Origin of the sequence: Labilithrix luteola, from assembly GCF_001263205.1 — a bacterium.
Lineage (GTDB): Bacteria > Myxococcota_A > Polyangia > Polyangiales > Polyangiaceae > Labilithrix > Labilithrix luteola.
Window position 1 is genome coordinate 3,697,567 of record NZ_CP012333.1, and the last position, 20,292, is coordinate 3,717,858.

At 65.6% G+C, this 20,292-nt stretch carries 16 protein-coding genes; 5 read left to right on the top strand and 11 right to left on the bottom strand.

The window, feature by feature from the left end; translation table 11 throughout:
- Nucleotides 1–207 precede the first annotated feature (207 nt).
- The 3 genes from AKJ09_RS16520 (at nt 208) to AKJ09_RS16530 (ending at nt 4,287) form a co-directional block, all read left to right on the top strand.
- Complete coding sequence (locus AKJ09_RS16520) at nt 208–1,515, top strand: serine/threonine protein kinase (protein ID WP_146648166.1); 1,308 nt, start codon at nt 208–210, stop codon at nt 1,513–1,515.
- 295 nt (nt 1,516–1,810) lie between these two features.
- Nucleotides 1,811–3,727 carry a molecular chaperone DnaK gene (gene dnaK, locus AKJ09_RS16525; RefSeq protein WP_146648167.1) on the top strand — a complete coding sequence of 639 codons (1,917 nt, stop codon included), beginning with the start codon at nt 1,811–1,813 and terminating at the stop codon, nt 3,725–3,727.
- 119 nt (nt 3,728–3,846) lie between these two features.
- Nucleotides 3,847–4,287: a GxxExxY protein gene (locus tag AKJ09_RS16530; protein ID WP_146648168.1), complete on the top strand. Its 441-nt coding sequence runs from the start codon at nt 3,847–3,849 to the stop codon at nt 4,285–4,287.
- A 453-nt stretch (nt 4,288–4,740) separates the two neighbouring features.
- On the opposite strand, the gene AKJ09_RS16535 is transcribed toward AKJ09_RS16530, so the two are convergent.
- From AKJ09_RS16535 to AKJ09_RS16545, 3 genes are all read right to left on the bottom strand, one after another.
- Entirely contained in the window at nt 4,741–5,997 is a 1,257-nt protein-coding gene (locus AKJ09_RS16535; protein ID WP_169927587.1) for an MFS transporter, read from the bottom strand.
- Nucleotides 5,998–6,119: 122 nt separating this feature from the next.
- Entirely contained in the window at nt 6,120–6,638 is a 519-nt protein-coding gene (locus AKJ09_RS16540; protein ID WP_146648170.1) for a universal stress protein, read from the bottom strand.
- On the bottom strand, nt 6,635–7,441 hold the full coding sequence (locus AKJ09_RS16545) for a GGDEF domain-containing protein (RefSeq protein WP_205633724.1): 807 nt from the start codon (nt 7,439–7,441) through the stop codon (nt 6,635–6,637). Before AKJ09_RS16545 ends, AKJ09_RS16540 begins: the two co-directional genes overlap by 4 nt.
- Nucleotides 7,442–7,747: 306 nt before the next feature.
- Between AKJ09_RS16545 and AKJ09_RS16550 the strand changes: the two genes are divergently transcribed.
- Nucleotides 7,748–9,208 (top strand): sigma-54-dependent transcriptional regulator, encoded by a 1,461-nt coding sequence (locus tag AKJ09_RS16550; protein ID WP_146648172.1) that lies wholly within the window; start codon nt 7,748–7,750, stop codon nt 9,206–9,208.
- Here AKJ09_RS16550 and AKJ09_RS16555 read toward each other — a convergent pair.
- The 5 genes from AKJ09_RS16555 to AKJ09_RS16575 form a co-directional block, all read right to left on the bottom strand.
- Nucleotides 9,180–10,046, bottom strand: a complete 867-nt coding sequence (locus tag AKJ09_RS16555; RefSeq protein ID WP_169927588.1) for a sensor histidine kinase — start codon at nt 10,044–10,046, stop codon at nt 9,180–9,182. The two genes, AKJ09_RS16550 and AKJ09_RS16555, sit on opposite strands and share 29 nt — an antisense overlap.
- A 186-nt stretch (nt 10,047–10,232) precedes the next feature.
- A complete protein-coding gene (locus tag AKJ09_RS16560) occupies nt 10,233–11,606 on the bottom strand; it encodes a dihydrolipoyl dehydrogenase family protein (RefSeq protein WP_146648174.1) in 1,374 nt (457 codons plus the stop codon).
- A gap of 54 nt (nt 11,607–11,660) precedes the next feature.
- Complete coding sequence (locus AKJ09_RS16565; protein ID WP_146648175.1) at nt 11,661–12,119, bottom strand: SRPBCC family protein; 459 nt, start codon at nt 12,117–12,119, stop codon at nt 11,661–11,663.
- Between the two features lie 211 nt (nt 12,120–12,330).
- On the bottom strand, nt 12,331–14,310 hold the full coding sequence (thrS, locus tag AKJ09_RS16570) for a threonine--tRNA ligase (protein ID WP_205633725.1): 1,980 nt from the start codon (nt 14,308–14,310) through the stop codon (nt 12,331–12,333).
- 98 nt (nt 14,311–14,408) lie between these two features.
- Nucleotides 14,409–15,968 (bottom strand): cation:proton antiporter, encoded by a 1,560-nt coding sequence (locus tag AKJ09_RS16575; protein ID WP_146648177.1) that lies wholly within the window; start codon nt 15,966–15,968, stop codon nt 14,409–14,411.
- A gap of 123 nt (nt 15,969–16,091) precedes the next feature.
- Between AKJ09_RS16575 and AKJ09_RS16580 the strand changes: the two genes are divergently transcribed.
- Complete coding sequence (locus AKJ09_RS16580; RefSeq protein WP_146648178.1) at nt 16,092–17,975, top strand: sensor histidine kinase; 1,884 nt, start codon at nt 16,092–16,094, stop codon at nt 17,973–17,975.
- 2 nt (nt 17,976–17,977) lie between these two features.
- Here AKJ09_RS16580 and AKJ09_RS16585 read toward each other — a convergent pair whose 3' ends face one another.
- From AKJ09_RS16585 to AKJ09_RS16595, 3 genes are all read right to left on the bottom strand, one after another.
- Nucleotides 17,978–18,679 (bottom strand): pirin family protein, encoded by a 702-nt coding sequence (locus AKJ09_RS16585; protein WP_146648179.1) that lies wholly within the window; start codon nt 18,677–18,679, stop codon nt 17,978–17,980.
- Between the two features lie 42 nt (nt 18,680–18,721).
- Nucleotides 18,722–19,318 (bottom strand): Dps family protein, encoded by a 597-nt coding sequence (locus AKJ09_RS16590; protein ID WP_146648180.1) that lies wholly within the window; start codon nt 19,316–19,318, stop codon nt 18,722–18,724.
- A 75-nt stretch (nt 19,319–19,393) separates the two neighbouring features.
- The gene (locus tag AKJ09_RS16595; protein ID WP_146648181.1) at nt 19,394–20,239 is read right to left on the bottom strand and encodes an alpha/beta hydrolase; all 846 of its coding nucleotides are present in this window, start codon (nt 20,237–20,239) and stop codon (nt 19,394–19,396) included.
- Between the last annotated feature and the right edge of the window lie 53 nt (nt 20,240–20,292).

The window sequence follows — 20,292 nt, forward strand, 5'->3', positions numbered from 1 at the left end:
CGTGAGGCGTTTGCAAGATTGCAAGGGGGGGCTTCCAGCCCTGGGCTTACTCCTGACCTCTATCGCCATGACGCGCCCGGAACGGCGGTAGCCGTCCACCCGGGCGGCCCCGTTCGAGGGGGAAGCCCGGGGTGTCGGGGGGTCGGGTGGCCGGAGTCACAGACGAGATCCAAAGCCCTAGCCGGAGGATGATACGCTGCTGCCCCGATGGCCCTCGAGCGCGCCAAGCTCTCCGATTTCAAGATCGCGGGGGCGCTTGGGTCAGGGACAACGTCGCGCGTCTATGAAGGTGTGCACGTCGCGACCGGCCGGCAAGTGGCCATCAAGATGCTGGAGCCCTCCCAGTCGGGACGGGAGATGCGCGAGCGCTTCGCGCGAGAGGCGGTTCTCCTCTCGTCGCTCTCGAGTCGCCATGTCGGCAAGCTGCTCGGCTTTGGCTTCGAGCACGGACAGCCCTTTCTGGTTCTCGAGCGCCTGACCGGAGAAACCCTCGACGCCAAGCTGCGACGCGACGGCCCCGTTCCGCTCCCCCTCGCGATGCGCTGGATGGAGCAGCTCATTCTCGGTGTTCGTGACTGCCACGCCGCGCAGGTCATTCATCGCGACATCAAGCCCTCGAACGTCTACCTCCACCGCGAGGGCTTCGAAGACGTCGTGAAGTTGATCGACTTCGGCGTCGCGCGCCTGCGTGACATCACCGGCGAGGGCGGTGGGCTCACCTCGACGAACCACCTCATCGGCAGCATGGGGTACATGGCGCCCGAGCAGTTCGCGGACGCGAAAGGTGTCGGCTTCGCGGCCGACGTCTATGCGCTGGGCGTCGTGATTTTCAGGACTCTGACGGGGCGGCTACCCTTCGTGAGCCGCTCGATCGAGGCCGTCATCCGTATGAAGACGGAGCAGTCGGCGCCCGCCATTTCCAGCATCCCCGGGATGCCCGTGAACGAGCTCCTCGACCGCTTCGTGCTCAAGGCGATGGCGCGAAGCCCAGGCGATCGCTTCCAGACCACGCGCGAGATGCTCGAGCAGTGGTGGATCGTGATGGCGAGCGTCGACGATGTCGAGGCGACGGACGTGATGCGCGGCATCGGGCGCGTCGACGAGTCCTATGCCGGTCCGCTCGTGCGTCCGGCGCGCGACGACGAGGCGCTCTCGCAGGGGCCGTACACCGATCCCGTGCCGACACCGCGCCTCCAGAACGAGAGTGGGCTGCGCTCGTTCCCTGGCCCGCCGCCCGTTCGTTTGCCGGAGCCATCGACCGCAGGCATTTCCGACGGATCGATCCCGGTCGTGGTGTCGTCGGGGTCGGAGCCGCCCGAGCTCGCGACGACGCTCGACGAGCCCGCGCCCCGGACGATGCCGATGGGAGGTGGTTCGCAGCGTCCGGCCGAGAGGCCAACCGATCCGGGCGTGCTCCACGATCCGTTCGACGTCCCGACCCGCAGCGATCCCAGCCTGCGGAAGCTGGTCGAGAGGGAGCTCGAGCTCCATCGAAAACGCACTGGGCAGGGTTGACAGGCGCCTTCGCGTGCACCCGTCGAGCGGTGCCAAAAGACAAGCTAAAACTTCGTGTCGCCGCGCTCTTCGAAGAAGGCTGCTCGGTTACCTCAAGTTCCGTGCCGGATGGCGTTGACGCCTCTACGCGTGTGATTACCTTGCCCGAAAACTCGCAGCTCCTGTAGGACGCGCGCCGGAAACGCGGATCGCAACCCCGAGAATCGGGTCGGGGCCGAGATAGGCCCGCTCCTGGTTCTCTCTCCACAAGACTTCGCGCGCGACCTCAAAGGGACTGTCTCGGAGGCAAACGGCCATGGGCAAGATCATCGGAATCGACCTCGGAACCACGAACAGCTGCGTGGCGATCATGCAGGGGCGTGAGCCCGAAGTGATCGTCAACGAAGAAGGCTCGCGCATCACGCCGAGCGTCGTCGCGTGGGACGAGAAGGGGGAAATCCTCGTCGGCCAGATCGCGAAGCGCCAGGCCGTCACCAACCCGGAGAACACGATCTTCAGCGCGAAGCGCTTCGTCGGTCGTCGGTTCGACGAGGTCAACGAGGAAACGAAGCGCGTTCCTTACAAGACCGTGCGTGCGTCGAACGGCGACACCGCCTTCGACATTCGCGGCAAGGCCGTGAGCCCGCAGGAAGTGAGCGCGAAGGTTCTCCAGAAGCTGAAGAAGGCTGCGGAGGACTACCTCGGTGAGAAGGTGACGGAGGCGGTCATCACGGTCCCCGCATACTTCAACGACGCGCAGCGCCAAGCCACGAAGGACGCCGGCAAGATCGCCGGTCTCGACGTGAAGCGCATCGTCAACGAGCCGACTGCTGCGGCGCTCGCGTACGGTCTCGACAAGAAGAAGGACGAGATCATCGCCGTCTACGACTTCGGCGGCGGTACGTTCGACATCTCGATCCTCGAGGTCGGCGACAACGTCGTTCAGGTCATCTCGACCAACGGCGACACGCACCTCGGCGGCGACGACGTCGACAACCTGATCATCGACTGGCTCATCGCAGAGTTCAAGAAGGCGCAGGGCATCGACTTGTCGAAGGACAAGATGGCCCTCCAGCGTCTGAAGGAAGCCGGCGAGAAGGCGAAGATCGAGCTCTCGAGCGTCCAGGAGACGTCGGTCAACCTGCCGTTCATCACGGTCGGCCCCGGCGGCCCGGTCCACCTCGACATGCGCCTGTCGCGCTCGAAGCTCGAGCAGATGATGGCGCCGCTCATCGAGCGCTCGATGGAGCCCGTCAAGAAGGCGCTCCAGGATGCGAAGAAGTCCGCCAAGGACATCGCGGAAGTCATCCTCGTCGGTGGCTCCACGCGCATCCCGCTCGTCAAGGAGACGGTCAAGAAGTTCTTCGGCAAGGATCCGCACCAGGGCGTGAACCCGGACGAAGTCGTCGCCATCGGCGCGGCGGTCCAGGCCGGCGTTCTCTCGGGCGACGTGAAGGACATGGTCCTCCTCGACGTCACCCCGCTCTCGCTCGGCGTCGAGACGCTCGGCGGCGTCATGACCACCATGATCCCGCGCAACACGACGATCCCGACCCAGAAGAAGGAGATCTTCTCGACGGCCGCGGACAGCCAGCCGTCGGTCGACGTCGTCGTCCTCCAGGGCGAGCGCACCGAGGCTCGCTACAACAAGCGCCTCGGCAACTTCTCGCTCGAAGGCATCATGCCCGCGCCGCGCGGCACGCCGAAGATCGAAGTGTCGTTCGACATCGACGCGAACGGCATCCTCTCGGTCCACGCGAAGGACATGGCGACGGGCAAGGACCACCGCATCGTCATCAAGGACAGCTCGGGTCTGAACCAGTCCGAGATCGATCGCATGGTCAAGGAAGCCGCCGAGCACGAGGCGGAGGACAAGGACCGTCGCGAGCAGATCGAGCGCCGTAACAAGCTCGACAACCTCTGCTACACGCTCGAGAAGACCATCTCGGAGAACAAGGACAAGATCCAGGCGGCCGACATCTCGACGCTCGAAGGCCTCATCAAGGACGGCCGCGTGGCCGTCGAGAAGCAGGACGACGCGCAGGTCAAGGACACCCTCGACAAGCTCGAGAAGGAAGCGCACCGCCTCGCCAGCGTCATGTACCAGGGCGCCGGCGGCGCGGGTGAACCGGGCGGCCCCGGCGGGCCGGGCGGCGCCCCCGAAGGTGGCGGCGAAGACAAGAAGGGCAAGGACGGCGGCGTGATCGACGCCGAGTTCGAAGAGACCCAATAATCGGCAGCCGGTCCGCGAGGACCGCTCCAAAGCGAAACGCGAAGCTTCGGTCTCCCGAGGCTTCGCGTTTTTCTTTTGTCCGACGCAACGTTCTGCTCCTACGGGGCGATGTGCAAGGCATGCAGGAACCGTCTGCTGCCTTGAACAACCTCTCGCACGCCGTGCTCGGAGCCGCGATCGATGTACATCGCGCCCTCGGACCGGGATACGCGGAGAGCGTTTACGAGAAAGCGCTCCGTATCGAGTTGGGGCTACGGGCTCATCGCGTTCGGTCGCAGGTCATCGTTCCGATTGTCTACAAGGGGGAGCCTATTGGAGAGCATCGTTTGGACGCGCTCGTGGATAGTCCGAGTGGCACCGAGTCCCTTCTCGTCGAAATCAAGGCCGTCGAACGGTTTGCGTCGATTCACACTGCCCAGGTCGTCTCGTACCTCCGTGCGACTGGGTTGCCGCTCGGCCTGCTCTTGAACTTCAACGTGCCGCAGATGCGCATGGGGGTTCGCCGGGTCATCCTTGGCGAATGGTTTGCCGGCGCGTCGAACGCGGCGTGCATCGATTGACCGTCAAACGAAACCGGTGAAGTCGAAGCGCGAAGGCGCAGAGACGCGGAGCGCGCAAAGAAGAGGGAAATGGATTGCGTCTGGCAGTGGACTGTCAAAACGCCATTGTGGAATGGTGCCAGACCTCGGCTCCAGTACATTGCGCTCTCAGCGGCTTTGCGACTTTGCGCGAGGATGTTCCGGAAGACGGCGAGCTGCACACTGCCGATCGAACGAAACCGATGAAGTCGAAGCGCGAAGGCGCAGAGACGCGGAGCGCGCAAAGAAGAGGGAAATGGACTCCGTTCCAGTAGCGCGTGATGACGAGGGCGGCGCCGTTGCACACGACCCGCACACCCGCCGTGAAGATCGCCCGAGAGGAGAGAGTCATGCGCTGCGCTCTCGCCCAGCCGCGGCTGTCTGCAACACAGCACGCGCTGCGTGAATGCACGTGCGTCGCGTACTGATGAATCGCTACTGACGCTGCGGGAGCGGGGTTGCCGTCGGAGCCGGAAGCTCGCGGGGGGCGGCGGCGCGCGAGAAGATGACGATGCCCGATGCGAGGACCACGATCGAGGCGAGGCCGATTCGCAGCGAGAAGTGCTCGGCGAGAAAGCCAATTGCTGGGGGGCCAATCAGGAAGCCGCCGTAGGATAGCGTCGCGATGCGCGCGAGGGCGGCGCCGGGAGCAAGGCCGGGCAAGCGGCCGGCGGCGCGGAAGACGACGGGCACGAGCACCGAGAGGCCGAGGCCTGTCGCGATGACGCCCGCGAAGAAGAACAAGCGCACGGGGATCGCGAGCGCGCACGAGAGGCCGATGGTCACGAAGAGGCCTGCCGTGCGAACCACGCGCTGTTCGCCGAGGCGCGCCGTAATGCGGTCGCCGGCGAAGCGACCCGTGAGCATCGCGAGCGAGTAGGCCGCGTAGCCGAGCGCCGCGATGCCCGCCGTGCTGTGCAGCACGTCTTGCAAGTAGATGCCGGTCCAGTCGGCCATCGCGCCTTCGCCGAGCGACGAGCAGAAGGCGATGGCGCCGAGGCCGAGGAGCGCCGTCGTTGCCTCTGAACGCGCGCTTGGGCTCGGCTCGAGCGTACGGCCGGATAGTCGAGCCGTCCGAGCGTGCTCTTCGGCTTCTTCTGCGGAGACCTCGACCCGCACCGGCATGTCTTCGCGCAAGAGCCTCCGGCCTCCATGGAGCACGACTGCGAGGAGGGCTGCAGACACGGCTACGAGATGCGTTCGCATTGAGATGCCGTGTCCGGCCACGAGTGCGCCCAGCGCTGCGCCCACGAGGCCGCCAAGGCTGAAGATGCCGTGGAGCGAGGAGAAGATCGGTCGTCCGAGTCGCTTCTCGACCTCGACCCCGTGCGCGTTCATCCCGACGTCCATGAGCCCACTCGCCGCGCCGACGAGCACGAGCGTCATCGTCAGGGTGACGACACTCGTCATGAATCCGAGCAGGGGGAGCGCGAAGCACAAGGCCGATGCCGCGACCCAGGTGACGGTTCGGCTCGAGAAGCGGGCGATGAGTCGACCGGCAACACGAAAGGCGAGCAGTGCACCGATGGCCGCGCCGAGCAGCACGAGCCCGAGCTTCTTCTCACCGATCGCGAGCGCATCGCGCGCGGCGGGAATGCGCGAAACCCAGCTCGCGTAGAGAATGCCGTTTGCGCAAAACATCACGCCGACTGCGCGGTGCGCGAGCTTGATCGGCGGCGGCGTGGACTTCATTCGCGGACTCGGCCAGCCGATATAGCGACGCGGAGCGTCGCGGGAAACTGGTCTCGCTCGGCTCCGCGTCTTGTTTTCGCTCGCGCGATGTGTGCGCGTTTCTCGGACAAGCTTCGTGAACGTCAGCCGGCGTCGAAACCTCCGGCGGTTCTCTTCGCGATGAACGTGTCGACGAACGAGCGGTTGGGGTCCGCCTTCACGATCGGAAGCGCGACCACTTTGCATGGAGCTTCACGCTCGAGATGGGCCGAGACGTGACCACCCTGGTCCTTGGACCGTCCTCCTCGGCCTACCACCACGAGGTCGAAACGCTCGCGTTCGAGGATGTCGAGAATGACGCTCGACGGCTCCTCACCGAACTCCAAGCGCCCGCAAATGCGGGCAGCGTGATCGCTCTCCGCCGCGGACAACGCCCGCTCCATCGCGATGCCTTCCGGCGTGTCCGCGAAGATCGTGCTCGCACGGCCCTCGCGGTCGCGCGGCGACCAGACGTGCAGGACCTCCACCTGCGCTCCGCACTCGTCCGCCATGGAAAGCGCGTACGCCAGTGCCGCGTCGGAACACGCGCTGAAGTCCACGGGAACGAGGATCTTGTCGATCGGCATGCGAGGTCCTTGCGAGTTTCGAACGATTTTCTTCATGCGGTGACTCGGCGTTGCGGACGTTTCTCGTCGAAGCGGAAAACGCCGCTCGTATCGTTGGCGGGGCCCTTCACTTCGATGCGGTCACGGCCGCTCGACTTGGCTCGATAGAGAGCTGCGTCGGCAGATTCGACCAGAAGGTCTGCCCGCACGTCCGAGATGCTCTCGAGATCGGCGATTCCGATCGAGACCGTGAGCAATCGGTCGAGAGGGGACTCCATGCCGACGCGACGTCGCGAGATCTCCGAACGAATGCGCTCGGCCAGGATCTTCGCTTCCGCAGGCCTCGTCCGGGGAAGCACGACCGCGAACTCGTCACCACCCAGCCGGACGGGAACGTCACGCGAACGACACGTCGCAAGCAGCACCTCACCGACGAGCGCGAGCGCGCGATCGCCACAGCCGTGGCCCCCTGCATCGTTCAAGCTCTTCAGGTTGTCGAGGTCGAGCATGAGCACCGACAAGGGCATGCGGGACTCGATGGCCCGATCGAGCTCGGTGTTGAGGCGCGTTTGCCACTGTCGTCGGTTGCCCACGCGGGTCATCGGGTCTTCGAATGAGTGCCTCTCGAGGGCATCCATTTGGCTGCCGAGGCGAAGTCCGAGCCCGACGAGCCCACCCGCAAGCAGCGCAAAACTCGCTGCGGGCGTGCTGATGTGGAGGGCGTTTGCGAGCACCGGAGCACCGATCGCGAAGAAGCCCGCGAGCGCGAGCCCTCCGAAGGCGAAGCGCATCCGCGCAGGCATGGCGCGCCCGGCGTGCGGTTTCGAGGCATTCACGTTCGCGCCCGCTGTGAGCTTCATCGTGACGCACGACATGAAAGCGACGTGCCACATGCGATCTGACCGTCGTGCGCCAACGGGTCCAGAACGCCCGCGCTACCGAACGGTGACACCGCTCGTCGTCGTCGTTACAGTTCGCGACGAGGCGCGCGTGAGCACGATTCCTGCTCAGCCGGGTCGGGGGGAGGGAATCGCCGTCATGCGCCTGCTTTCGTGGTCGTTCGGAACACGGCGGTAGGGTCGAGCATTCGGCGTTGTCGCGAAGTGGGCCTGAGTGGTGCGTCGTTCGCGGGACCCAGCAAACACGCTGGCGAGAGGGGTAACACGATGATGGTGGAGCGACTGGCGAAGACACGGACGCGATCCGCGTCCCAGCGCCATTCGGTGCCGCTCGACATCCTCGTCGTCGATGACGATGAGGCATCACGTCTCAGTCTCTCGTATGCGCTCACCGACGCCGGCCACAAGGTGACGGAGGCGCTCGACGGGGAGGAGGCGATTGCTCTCATCTCGGAGCGCATCTTCGACGTGGCGATTCTCGACGTGCGACTGCCCAAGGTAGATGGGCTCACCATCTTCCGGCGCATTCGTCAGAAGTCGCCGAGCACGTCGGTCATCTTGATGACCGCGTTCGCGAGCGTTCCGGACGCGGTCGCCTCGCTACGCGAGGGTGCCTACGACTACGTCACCAAGCCGTTCGACGCGGAGGAGTTCTCCCTTCGTGTCATCGGTCACATTGCCGAGCACCGCGCCCTCCGCAACGAGCTCGAGGAGGCGCGCAAGCTCGTCGCGAGCCGCGACGCTGGCTCACCGATCATCGGCAACACGCCCTCGATGGTGCAGCTCGTCGAGCGCATCAACACCGTTGCGCAAAGCGACGCGCCCGTGCTGATTCGCGGTGAGTCAGGCACCGGCAAGAAGCTCGTGGCCCATACGCTCCACGCGCGGAGCCCTCGCAAAAATGGGCCTTTCGTGGCGGTGAACTGCGCGGCGTTCCCCGAGAACATGATCGAAGCCGAGCTCTTCGGCCACGAGCGCGGCGCCTTCGTCGGAGCTCTTCGCGACCGTGAGGGGCGTTTCAAGGCGGCCGACGGCGGCTCGCTCCTCCTCGACGAAATCGCCGCGTTACCACTCCCCGCCCAAGCGAAGCTCCTGCGCGTCCTCGAAGAGGGCGTGATCAAGCCGCTCGGGACGAACACCTCCGTTCCGATCAACGTGCGCGTTCTCGCGGCCACCGACCAGGACCTGAAGGAGCTCGTCAGCCAAGGGAAGTTTCGTGAGGATCTCTACTTCCGCGTGAACGTCGTCGACCTCACGATCCCACCGCTTCGTGAGCGCCGTGCCGACCTGCCGTTGCTTCTCGCGCACTTCCTCCGGCGCTTCTACCCGGGCCGTGTTCCGCCGGGGATCGCTCCGCGCGCATGGACCGCGCTGATGGAATATCCCTTCCCTGGGAACGTTCGCGAGTTCGCGCACTCCATCGAGCGCGCCGTCGTTCTCGCGCACGGAAACGAGATCGATCTCGAGCATCTTCCGGCCGACATCGCCGCGGCGGCCACGGCGCAGGCAACGCCGCCCCCGCCCGCCGAGTCCGAAGGAGGGGAGGGGGGCCTTCGTCCTCTCGCGGTCGCGGCGAAGGAGTTCGAGAAGCAGTACCTCCTTCGCGCGCTCAAGCTCGCAAACGGCGCCAAGACTCAGGCCGCAGAGATGCTTGGCATCTCCCGCAAGAACTTGTGGGAGAAGTTGAAGCAGCACGCCATCACGGACGACGACGTCGAGACGGAGTGACCGACCCACCGTTGCCGTTGCCGTTCGACGGCGTTCGGCCGCGCGCTCGCGTCGTTTTTCCGTCGTGCACTTCTCGCCGCGGGTCGTCCTGCACCGAGTACGCACGCGCGCTGCTCGGGACCGGCTGGCCTTCTTCGCGAGGACCTTCGACGGGAATCGTGAAGACGAAGCTCGTCGCCACGTTCTCCTGCGAATCGAAGGTGAGCTCGCCGCCGTGGGCGCTGGCGAAGCCGCGCGCGATCGAGAGGCCGAAGCCCGTCCCAACGCGACTCGCTCGCTTGGCGTGCCACTCGCGGTCGAAGATGTTCTCGCGTACCTCGGCCGAGATGCCTGGCCCGTGGTCGGTGATCGTGAACGAGACGAGCTGCGTCTTCTGCAGCGACGTCACCTGGAGCGAGATCTTGCTCTGCGCCGGCGCAAAGCGGATGGCGTTCTCGAGCAGGTGCCCAAGCGCGCGAAGGATTCGCTCGCGATCGCACTGCACCGTGAGCGAGAAGTCGGGCTTGGTCACCTCGATCGCGACGCCCTTGGCGCGCGCGCTGTCGGCCGCGGCCTCCGCCGTCAGCTCCGCCATCTCTCCGGCGTCGTGGACGCCGAGCCGAAGCGTGACACTGCCACCCTCGATCTCGGAGAGGTCGGCGAAGTTGCGCACGAGCCGCTCCATCTGAGCGCAGGAGCGGAGCATCGCTTCGAGGATGCGCCGCGAACGCGCGCTCGCTTCGTCATTGCTCGTCGTCTGGAGCACGAAGTTCGCGCCCATCGTCACCGCGGCGAGCGGGGCACGCAAATCATGGCAGATCGCTGCGAGGAGAGGATCGCGGCCGTTCTTCGGCGTCACCGAGTTCCCCGTGCTTCGCGTGCTGCTGCTTGTTGCCGAGCGAGGACGTTTTTGACGTGCGCCGGTTGGGTTCGATCCGGTCCGCATCGACACCCAACGTACGTCAGACTGCGTGGATGTCGATGCGAGCACCTGCCGCAGGGGTACGTTCGATCTCGACGTTCGGACCGCGCGGTCTGCTCGCGTTCAGGTCTTGAGAGCAAAGCGCGGCAGACGCATCACGAGTGCCTGAACGCCCTCGGTGAAGGTCGGGTGGACCGCCTCCATGTCGACGATGGCGCGAACGCTCTGCTTGGCCTGCATCAGTGCCGCAAAGAGGTGGATGAGCTCGCCGGCCTCGGAGCCCACGATGCGCGCGCCGAGCACCTGCTCGGTCTTCGGATCGATCAAGATCTTCATCGTTCCTGCCTTCTCGTCGAGCTCGAGGGCGCGCGCGATGTACCCGAAGGGCATCGTCGCCGACTCGAACTCGACGTTCTTGGCGCGAAGGGCGCGTTCGGTCGCGCCGACGCCCGCGACCTGGGGATCGGTGAAGACCGTATACGGAATCACACGATCGCTTCGGCCGTGCGAGGGACGCGAGACGAGGCGCTCGTAGAGCAGCCGGTGGTCGTCCCACGACGTGTGCGTGAATTGCGGTTCGCCCGTCGCGTCGCCTACGGCATAAACGCCCGGCACGCTCGTCGCCCAGCCATCGTCGATGACGATGAAGCCGTGCGCGTCGAGCTTCACGCCGGCGGCGTCGCATCCCAGGTCGTCGGTATTCGGACGCCGACCGGTTGCCACGAGCACGTGGCTGCCGCGTAGCTCCTTACCGCTCTTCAGGCGGAGCACGACGTCGTTGCCGTCCTTCCGCGCGCTCTCGACCTCGGTGCCGAGCTGGAGCGAGATGCCTTCCTTCCGGAAGACTTCTTCGAGCGCGTTCGAGATTTCCTCGTCCTCGCGCGCCAGCAGATGCCCATGATGGTCGACGACGGTGACCTCGGCGCCGAACCTCCGGAACATTTGTCCGAACTCGCAGCCGATGTACCCGCCGCCAAGCACGAGAAGGTGTTTGGGAAGCGCCTTCAACGCCATCAGCTTGGTGTTGTCGAGGAACGGAACGCCCTCGAGGCCGGGGACTTTGGGCACGATGGGACGCGCGCCCACGTTGAGGATGATCGTGTCGGCCGCGTAGCGCTTGCCGCCGGCCTCGACCTCCTTCGTGCCGACGAAACGGGCATGGCTCTGGATCACCGTGAGCCGCTCGCCGGCATCCGCGATGCGCTTGTCGATGCCTTCGTGCCACTGCGCGACGACGGCATCTTTGCGCGCGACGACCGCCGGAAAGTCGACCTCCACGCCGATCACCTTCACGCCGAGGCGCCCAGCTGTACGAGCCACGTGGGCCGCGCGCGCGCTCGCCACCATGGTCTTGGTCGGCGTGCACCCGTAGTTGGTGCACGTGCCGCCCAGAGCTGCTCGTTCGAAGAGGACAACGTTCTTGTTCGCAGAAGCGAGTCGGGTGGCGAGAGGAATGCCAGCCTGGCCGCTACCGATCACGATCACGTCGGTTTTCACGAGCAGCTCCTTGTTCGAGACCGTCGGCGAGCGCGCGCCCTTCTTCCTGCGCGATCAGGAGGGAGATGCGGCGCGTTCGAGACGGCGAAGCGTCTCGCTCAGTTGCTTGCCGTAGATCTTCGGGCCGGCCACACTGAGGAGACCGCTCAGAATGTAGCCCTTGAGGTTGCGCGGGCGGCGATTGAATTCCATGTGCACGTGGCTGCCGCCGCCGGGGCGCGGAGTCACCTCGTACATCCACCAACTGCCCGGCGCGAAGGCGTTCGAGTCTTTGACCTCGATACGCACCGTGCCGGGACGCGACCAGTCGTAGCGTCCGCGTTCCCAGACGCCGCCGAGGACGCCGGAGCCTTCGGTGACCTCGGCAGAGGTTTCGCCCGAAGACTCGAGCTTGAAGTAGGTGCGGTCGACGTTCGGCCAGAGCTCGAAGCGTCGCGACGAGAAGTCCGTCAGCGCGTTGATGACACGCTCGGGGCTAGCCGTCGTATCGAGATCGGTGACGACGTGTGCCATTTTGTCCTCCTCATTGCTCGCGTGGGCGGAGTGGATCCCGGGCAGGGCCGCGTTGGTTCCCCTCGAGCACGCGCGGGCCGAAGGGGCGTGCACGAATCCGACCAACGCGTCCGCACGCGGCAAAACGCCTCCGACCTTGCGATCGGAGGCGTCTGCGTCGTGAACGAGTCGTGAGGAGGAGTAACGCTCGAAGAGCGGAACGACCGAGCCTTCAGCTCGGCGGACGCCCCTCGTCACCGAGGAGCGTCACGAACTGATCGAACGGCATCGCGCCGAGCTCGCCCTTGTCGCGCGAACGCACGGACACGGTGCCTGCCTCCGAGTCCTTCGGGCCGAGAATGAGCATGTACGGGTGACGCATGATGCGGGCGTTGCGGATCTTCGCGCCGAGCTTGTCGCCGGAGAAGTCCGCTTCCACGCGGAAGCCCTTCGCGCGAAGGCGGGCGAGCACGTCGCGCCCGTAGTCTTCGCTCTTGTCGCTGACCGTGAGGACAATCGCCTGCATCGGCGCGAGCCACGCGGGGAGGTTGCCGCCGCAGTGCTCGAGGTAGACGCTCATGAAGCGCTCGAGCGTTCCGAAGACCGCGCGGTGCAGCATCACCGGACGGTGCTCCTTGCCGTCTTCGCCCACGTACGTGAGGTCGAAGCGCTCGGGGAGGTTCGGATCGTACTGCATCGTTCCGAGCTGCCAGGAGCGCTTGAGGGCGTCCTGCACGTGGAACTCGAGCTTCGGGCCGTAGAACGCGCCTTCACCCGGCGAGAACGTGAACGGCAGGCCGGCCTTCTCGAGGCCTTCCTGCAGCGCGCGCTCGCTCATGTCCCAGTCCTCGTCGCTGCCGATGCGCTTCTCCGGACGCGTCGCGAGGCGGATGTCGATCTTGGTAAGATCGAAGACCTTGTAGACGTCGTAGAAGAGCTTCAGGAACTTCGTGATCTCGTCGGCGACCTGCTCCTTCGTGCAGAAGATGTGCGCGTCGTCCTGGCAGAACGAGCGCACGCGAGAGAGGCCGTGCACGACGCCACCACGCTCGTAGCGGTGGAGGCGCCCGAAGTCCGCGACGCGCCAGGGCAGCTCACGATAGCTGCGACGACGCGCCCCGAAGATCACGCAGTGGCTCGGGCAGTTCATCGGCTTCAGGGCAAACGAGTTGTCCTGGAGCTGCTTGATGAAGTCGATCTCGCTCTTGTTCGAGCCGCTCTTGTCCGTCGCCTTCGCGTCCTCGAGGAGGTCCTCGGTCCACAGGCGGTACATGTTCTCGTTGTAGTTGCCGAGGTGACCGCTCGTGCGGAACAGCTTCGGGTCGAACGCCTGCGGCGTGATGACCTCGTCGTAGCCGTTCTTCGAGTACAGGTCCCGCATGTACGAGACGAGCGCGTTGTAGACGTGCGCGCCGCGCGGGAGGAAGAACGGCATCGCGGGTGCGACCTGATCGAACATGAACAGGTCGAGCTCTTTGCCGAGCTTGCGGTGGTCGCGCGCCTTGGCCTCTTCGATGAGCTTGAGGTGCTCGTCGAGCAGCTCCTGCGTCGGGAACGCGGTGCCGTAGATGCGCTGGAGCATCGGGTTGCGCTCGTCGCCGCGCCAGTACGCGCCGGCCACGCTCGTGAGCTTCACGGCGCCGAGGTTCGAGGTGCGCGGAACGTGCGGGCCTTCGCAGACGTCGACCCACTCGTTCTTCGGATCCTGCGACTTCTCGTGCTTGCCGTGGCGGTAGAGGCTGATCTCCTCGCCCTCGGGGATCGACTTGATGATCTCGACCTTGAAGTTCTCGCCCATCTTCTCGAAGAGGGCGAGCGCGTCGTTGCGCGAGATCATCTCCTTGCGGAACGGCGTGTTGCTCTTGACGATCTCGCGCATCGTCTTTTCGATCTTCGCGAGGTCGTCGTCGCTGAACGAGCCGCCGCCCGCCTTTTCGAAGTCGTAATAGAAGCCGTCTTCGATGGCGGGGCCGATGGTCACCTTGGTGCCCGGAAAGAGCTTCTGCACCGCGTCGGCCATGACGTGCGCGGTCGAGTGGCGGATGACCTGGATGCCGTCTTTGTCCGTCGCGCGGACGACCTCGTACGTCGTCGTGGGATCCACGAACGAGTGAAGATCGATGATCTTCCCGTCCGTCTTGATCGCGACGACGTCGTCAGCGAGTTGTCCTTTTTGCTCGAGGAGTGTGCGTACGTTGATTCGGTCCGGCATGGTCCTTGGTCCCATGCCTACCACACCCCATCGCTTCGGTCTTGCGCGGCGCAAAGGCCCGCCGCGGAAGCCCAGAAGCCACCGGCGGAGCCCAGAAATCAGCTTTCCACGAGGAAGTAGCCCGGCGGCGCCGCGTTGAGCTCCGACCAGTCGAGCTCCTCCTCGAGCTGATGAAAGACATCGTCGCCGATGCGGCCCTCGTGGCGCAGCTTGGCAATGGCCGCGCGTTCGGCGGCGATCGCCTGCATGCGCAGCCGATCCTGGGCCGTCTCCGCCTGAGGATTGTCGGAGCAGCGGGCCGATTGCCGGGCGGCTTGATACTCCGCCCTCACGGCGTCGGCGGCTTTCCCGTGGTGCTCCGCGAGGCTCGCCAACGCGGCATCGATCATGGTCGCCCGCGCGAAGGAGAGCTCGCGCGCGAACGACGTGTCCGGCTCGACGCCGAGAAAGCGGAGGAGTGGTCCAAGCGTCAGTCCGTGGATGACGAGGCTGCCGATGACGACGACGAACGCCGTCAGCACGATGAGATCGCGCTTCGGAAAGTTCGCCGGAAGGGCGAACGACGTCGCCAGCGTCACGAGTCCGCGCATGCCGGTCCAGGAAACGACGAAGAGCTCGGAGGGGGCGGGAACGTTGGCGGCGCGGTGGGGCTTCTGCAGCAGGTAGAGCAGCAGATCGTGCACGAGCCTGCCGCTGATCAGGACCCAGACGATGCGCGTGAGGATGACGACGACGAGCACGACGCCGGCGAATACGAGGGCCTCACGGAGCTCGGAGCCTCCATGGAGGCGGGTGAGGATGATACGTGCCTGCAGGCCCATGAGCAGGAACGCGAGCACGTTGAGGACGAAGACGACCGTCTCCCAGACCGCGTAGGACCGCACGCGGTCGCGCGCCGACATGCGTGACGGTGCCCAGTGTGCGATCTTCATCGCGAACGCGACGATCGCGAGAATCGGCGACAAGTGCAGGCGTTCGGCGACGATCCAAACGCCGAAGGCGCTCACGAACTCGGAGATCGTGCCGCCGAGCGTTCCGGCGATGGTGAGACGCGCGCGAAGGTAGAGCGTCGCCAGCACGAGTCCGAGGACGACGCCGCCCGGCACCGCCACGAGAAAGCGCGGAAAGGCCGCGGCCACGGTCGCGTCGTGGGACATGGCCATGGTGACGCTCACGCCGAAAATGAGAAGCGCCACGGCGTCGTTGAGGAGGCTCTCACCTTGTACGATCGCGAGCGTGCGTCGTGAGACGTCGAACCCGCTCAACATGGCGGTCGCGGCGGCTGCATCCGGGGGAGCAACGATGGCCCCGAGCGTGATCGCGGCAGCGATCGGGAGACCGGCCCACGTGTAGGCCGTCAAGGCCACGGTGATGGTCGTGATGACCACCGCGAACACGACGAGCGCGAGCAGGGGGATCCAGTTGCGCCTGAGCTCGCGCGGCGGCAGGTCGTAGGCCGCGTCGAGGAGTGGGGGAGAGATGAAGAGGGCGAGCGCCAGATGGGGTTCCATCACGATCGCCGGCGCCCCGGGGATGGCGGCGACGCCCGCGCCTGCCAGGGCGAGGGTCACCGGATAAGGAACGTGCAAGCGCCGCGAAATCTGCAGGAGCACCACGGCGACGAGCAGGAGGGCGAGCGTGCTTTCGAAAAGGACCATGGGGGCCGCGTCCCTCCACGCGATCCGGTTGCATGGCTCGAACCTCGCCGTGCGGAACCTTCCCGCAGGAAGACGAAGCTCGTCCGAGGAAGCGAGGCATTTTACGACTAGGATGACCAGCCCATGCTCGCCGACGTGCTCGTGGACATCCGACCGAAGGTGCTCGACGCGCTCGAGCGCCAGTGCGAGCCCGATGCCCTCGAAGCGTTGGCCGAGTACGTCGACCAGCTGACGCTCGCGATGCGTACGCGTCGCTTCGATCCGACGTCGATCCGGTCCGAAAGCCAGCTCGCGATGCATGCCGACGGCTTCCTCGCGAACCTCGCCAAGGTGCGCACGGCCGTCTACGACGCGCTCGAAGACAGCGAATCGTCGGTCTCGATGCGTGACGCGCGCCTGCTCGCCGATTGGTTCGCGGTCGCCGCGGATCACGTTCGCGACGAGGCACGCAAGCGGCGCGAGGCGTTCGTCACGATGCTCACGACCTTCGCTGGCCCGCGCCCGTCCGACGTCGAGGGCATCGCCAAACGTATCGCGGGGGTCGCCGTACCGGAGATCGCCGAGGCGTGCGTGATCGACGCACTCGAAGGCGGCAAGTTCCGTCGCGTGGAGGCGTGTGGCCGCGACCTCGCGCGGATCGATACGCTCTTCGAGGCGCCGCTGCCCGATGCTTCGGAGCTCGCCTCACGGCAGTCCGCGTACGTGGCCGACGTTGCCAGCGATGCCGAGACGAAGACCATGCTGGCGCCCTCGGCGCTCGCCGCATCGAAGATTCGCTCGCTCGTGAGCGTGCCCATCGCCGTTCTCGGCGAGACGCTCGGCGTCGTTACCTTCCTCACCGCGCGCAAATCGGGACGTCGTTTCGACGCCGGCGACGTCGCGTTTCTCGATAGCTTCGTCGATCGGGCCTCCAGGATACTGGCGCGCACTCTCCTCGAATATCGCGCAAGGCAAGGCGCCGAGCGCTTTCGCGTCGCGCTCGCGAACTCGTCGATCGTCATCTTCGAATCGGACGCGAACGGCAAGCTGTCCTGGCTCTACAACTCGCAGCTCGAGCGCTTCGTCGGCAGCATGATGGGGCGGCGTCTGAACGAGTTCATGACGAAGGAGCAGTCCGATGCGCTCGACGAGGTGGAGCGTCAGGTCGTGGAATCCGGCGCGCGCGTGACCACAGAGGTCGTCCTCGAGATCAAGAAGGGCGTGCAGCGTCACATGCTGCTGAACTTCGAAGCCCTCAAGAACGCCGGTAGCGAAACCATCGGCCTCACCGGCACGGCGGTCGACATCACCGAGGCGAAACGAAACCAGGAGCAGCTTCTCCAGGGCCTCGCCTTCCGCGATCGCATGATGGGCATCCTCGGCCACGACCTTCGCAATCCGCTGAGTGCCGTGCAGGGTATCGTGGGCCTCTTGCTCCTCGACACGAACCTACAGGAGCAAACGAAGAACGGCCTCGTGCACGTCGACAAGGCGACGCGCCGCATGTCCGAGATGATCCAGAGCGTGCTCGACTTCACGCGCACGCGCTTCCACGGGAGCTTGCCGATCGAGCCGAAGCCCATGTCGCTCCGCGACGTGTGCCTCACGGTTCTCGACGAGCTCCGCGTCGCGCATCCGGGCCGCGAGCTCACGCTCGAGACCGTGGGCGATGCGGACGGCGAATGGGATCCGGGGCGCATGGCGCAGGTCGTGTCGAATCTGGTCGGCAATGCCCTGACCCATGGCGAGCGCGGAACACCGGTGAAGCTCGTCCTGCACGGCGACGAGGCGACGGTGTCGCTCGCCGTGGAGAATCGCGGGAACACGATTCCCAAGGAGAAGCTCGAGCGCCTCTTCGAGCCCTTCGAACAAGGCGTCGATACGGATTCGTCACGACGCCCGCAGGGGCTCGGACTCGGGCTCTACATTGCGCGGCAGATCGTCGAATCGCACGGCGGCACGCTCGTCGCCGAGTCGGAGGCGCAGAAGGTGGTCTTCACGCTTCGGCTCGATCGCAAGCGCGCGTAGCGTCAGGCGAGGTCGAACACGAGGACTTCGGCGCGCTCTTCGACGCCTTCGACGCGCACGCTCGTCTCTTTCGAGAGGCCAACGCCGTCGCCCGCGGAGAAGCTCTCTCCGTTGACGCGCACCTTGCCGCGCACCACCTGAATCCAGGCGTGGCGGTCCTCTCCGAGCGCGAGCTCCGAGGACTCGCCCGTCTCGAACATGCCTGCGTAGATCGACGTGTCGGCATGGATGGTGATGCTTCCTTCGCGTCCGTCGCGCGAGGCAACGAGGCGAAGTCGTCCGCGCTTGTCTTCGACCCTGAAGGGCTTCTGCGCGTATCCCGCGACTCGTCCTCGATCGAGCGGCTCGATCCAGAACTGCAGGTAGTGCACGCTCGTCGTGCCGGAGAAGTTGTATTCGCTGTGCACGATGCCTTTGCCCGCGCTCGTGCGGTGGACCTCCCCTGCCTCGATGGTCGTGCCGGCTCCCATCGAATCGCGATGCGCCAGCATTCCTTCGAGCACGTACGAGAAGATCTCCACGTCACGATGGGGATGCGCTCCGAAGCCTTCGGCGGGAGCCACGATTTCCTCGTTCACGGCGCGGAGCGTGCGAAACCCCGTGTGTTTAGGATCCTGGTAGTCGCCGTACGAGAACGTGTGGTGTGCATCGAGCCAGCCCTTTCGCACATGACCACGCTCGCAGGCTCTTCGGATGGTCATCATGAAAGTCACCAGGGCTGGCCTTTCTTCTTCGCGACACGCGCGTTACAGGGTCTCGGTTCGGACGAGGGGAGCCTCGACGAGATGCTCGGCGAGAAACCAGACTTGCCGTTCGTTCGTGCGGATGACGTCGCTCACGACGATGTCGTTCGTGCCGTCGTCGCCGCCTTGGGCCGCGATGCGTGCGAGCTCGCGTGCCTCGGTGAGGATGACTTCGTGTGCTTCGAGCAGACGTGAGAGCTGCGTCGGCACGTCTTCACGGCCGCGCGCCACCCGTTCGATCTTCGTCACCTCGGCCACGTCGTGCGCCATTGCAATCGTCACGCCACCGAGCGTCTGAACGCGTTCGGCGAGAGTGTCGACGACCTCCGACTGCTCCTCGGCATGCTTGTCGTAGAGGAGGTGGAGCGAATAGAAGGTCGGTCCCGACACCTGCCAGTGGTTCTTCTTGTAGAGATCCCGCAGCGTGATCGTGTCGGCGACGAGCTGATTCAGGCGCTCCACGCTGGCGGCGCGGACCTGGTCGGTGAGGCCGAGCGGGTAGCGGGCGAGGGTTCCGTAGGCCTGGATTTCACGGCCGCGCTGTCCAAGGCGAGGCTGTGCACGGCGGGCGGCGACGGGGTCCTTGCTGTACGTGTTCATGGCTGTCTCGCGTTCTTTCGGAGGTGGATGTCGAGGGATCGAGCAGGGGGTGTTCGAAATTTCGGCAGTGCTGCTTTAGGCCGCTTTGAAGGCCTTTGCGCCGAGCGGAATGACCTTGCCCTTCGGCGCTGGTGTCACCTTCGGAGCGCCTACGATTCGCGTGGTCCAGTCGATCGCGGCGTCGGCGACCTCCTCCCAACCGGGCTCCGCGAAGAGGAAGTGCGAGCGGCCGCCGAACGACATGAAGCTGGTCCGCGAGGGCGACTTCTTTTGCTTCTCGAAGGCCGCGCGGACCATCGAGGGCTCGATGGTGACGTCGCTCTCACCTGCCATGAGGAGCAGCGGCGCGCGGTCAGGGTTGCCGACGTGGATGCCGGTGCCGATGGCGAGCGCGGCTTGGTAGTAGAGGCGGCCGGGCGTAGGGACGATGTACTTGTCGAACGCCGCGCGCATCTGATCGGCCGGGAGCGTCTGCGCGAAGTCCTTGGTGAAGCGCTCGAAGCTCATCGAGACCGGGCGGCTCCAGCTGCCCCAGTGCATGTACGCGGGCAAAGCGCTCCAGAGCGCGCGCGGGGTGGGGAGCACGCCGCGGAAGGGAACCGGGTCGAGCGCGACGCCGGCCGCGCCGAGACCGCGATCGAGCAGCATCTGAGTGAAGAGCCCGCCGTAGGAGTGACCGACGAGGATCGGCGCCTCGGGGAGCGCTCGGACGAGCTTCTCGTAGTGATCGACGATCTTGCCGACCGTGAGCTTGCCGAGATCGGGGTGCGGGTCGTTCCGGAGCCGTTCGATCGGCATGTGCTCGAGGGGCCAGGCGGGAGCGATGGTGTCGAAGCCCGCGGCCTCGAAGCGGCTGCGGAAGAGGTCCCAGGAAGCCGGGGTGAGCCAGGCGCCGTGGATGAACATCACTGTCTTGGACATGGTCGAATCTCCGTTCGTCACGAGAGTTGGATTTCGAGGACACGACGACCCGA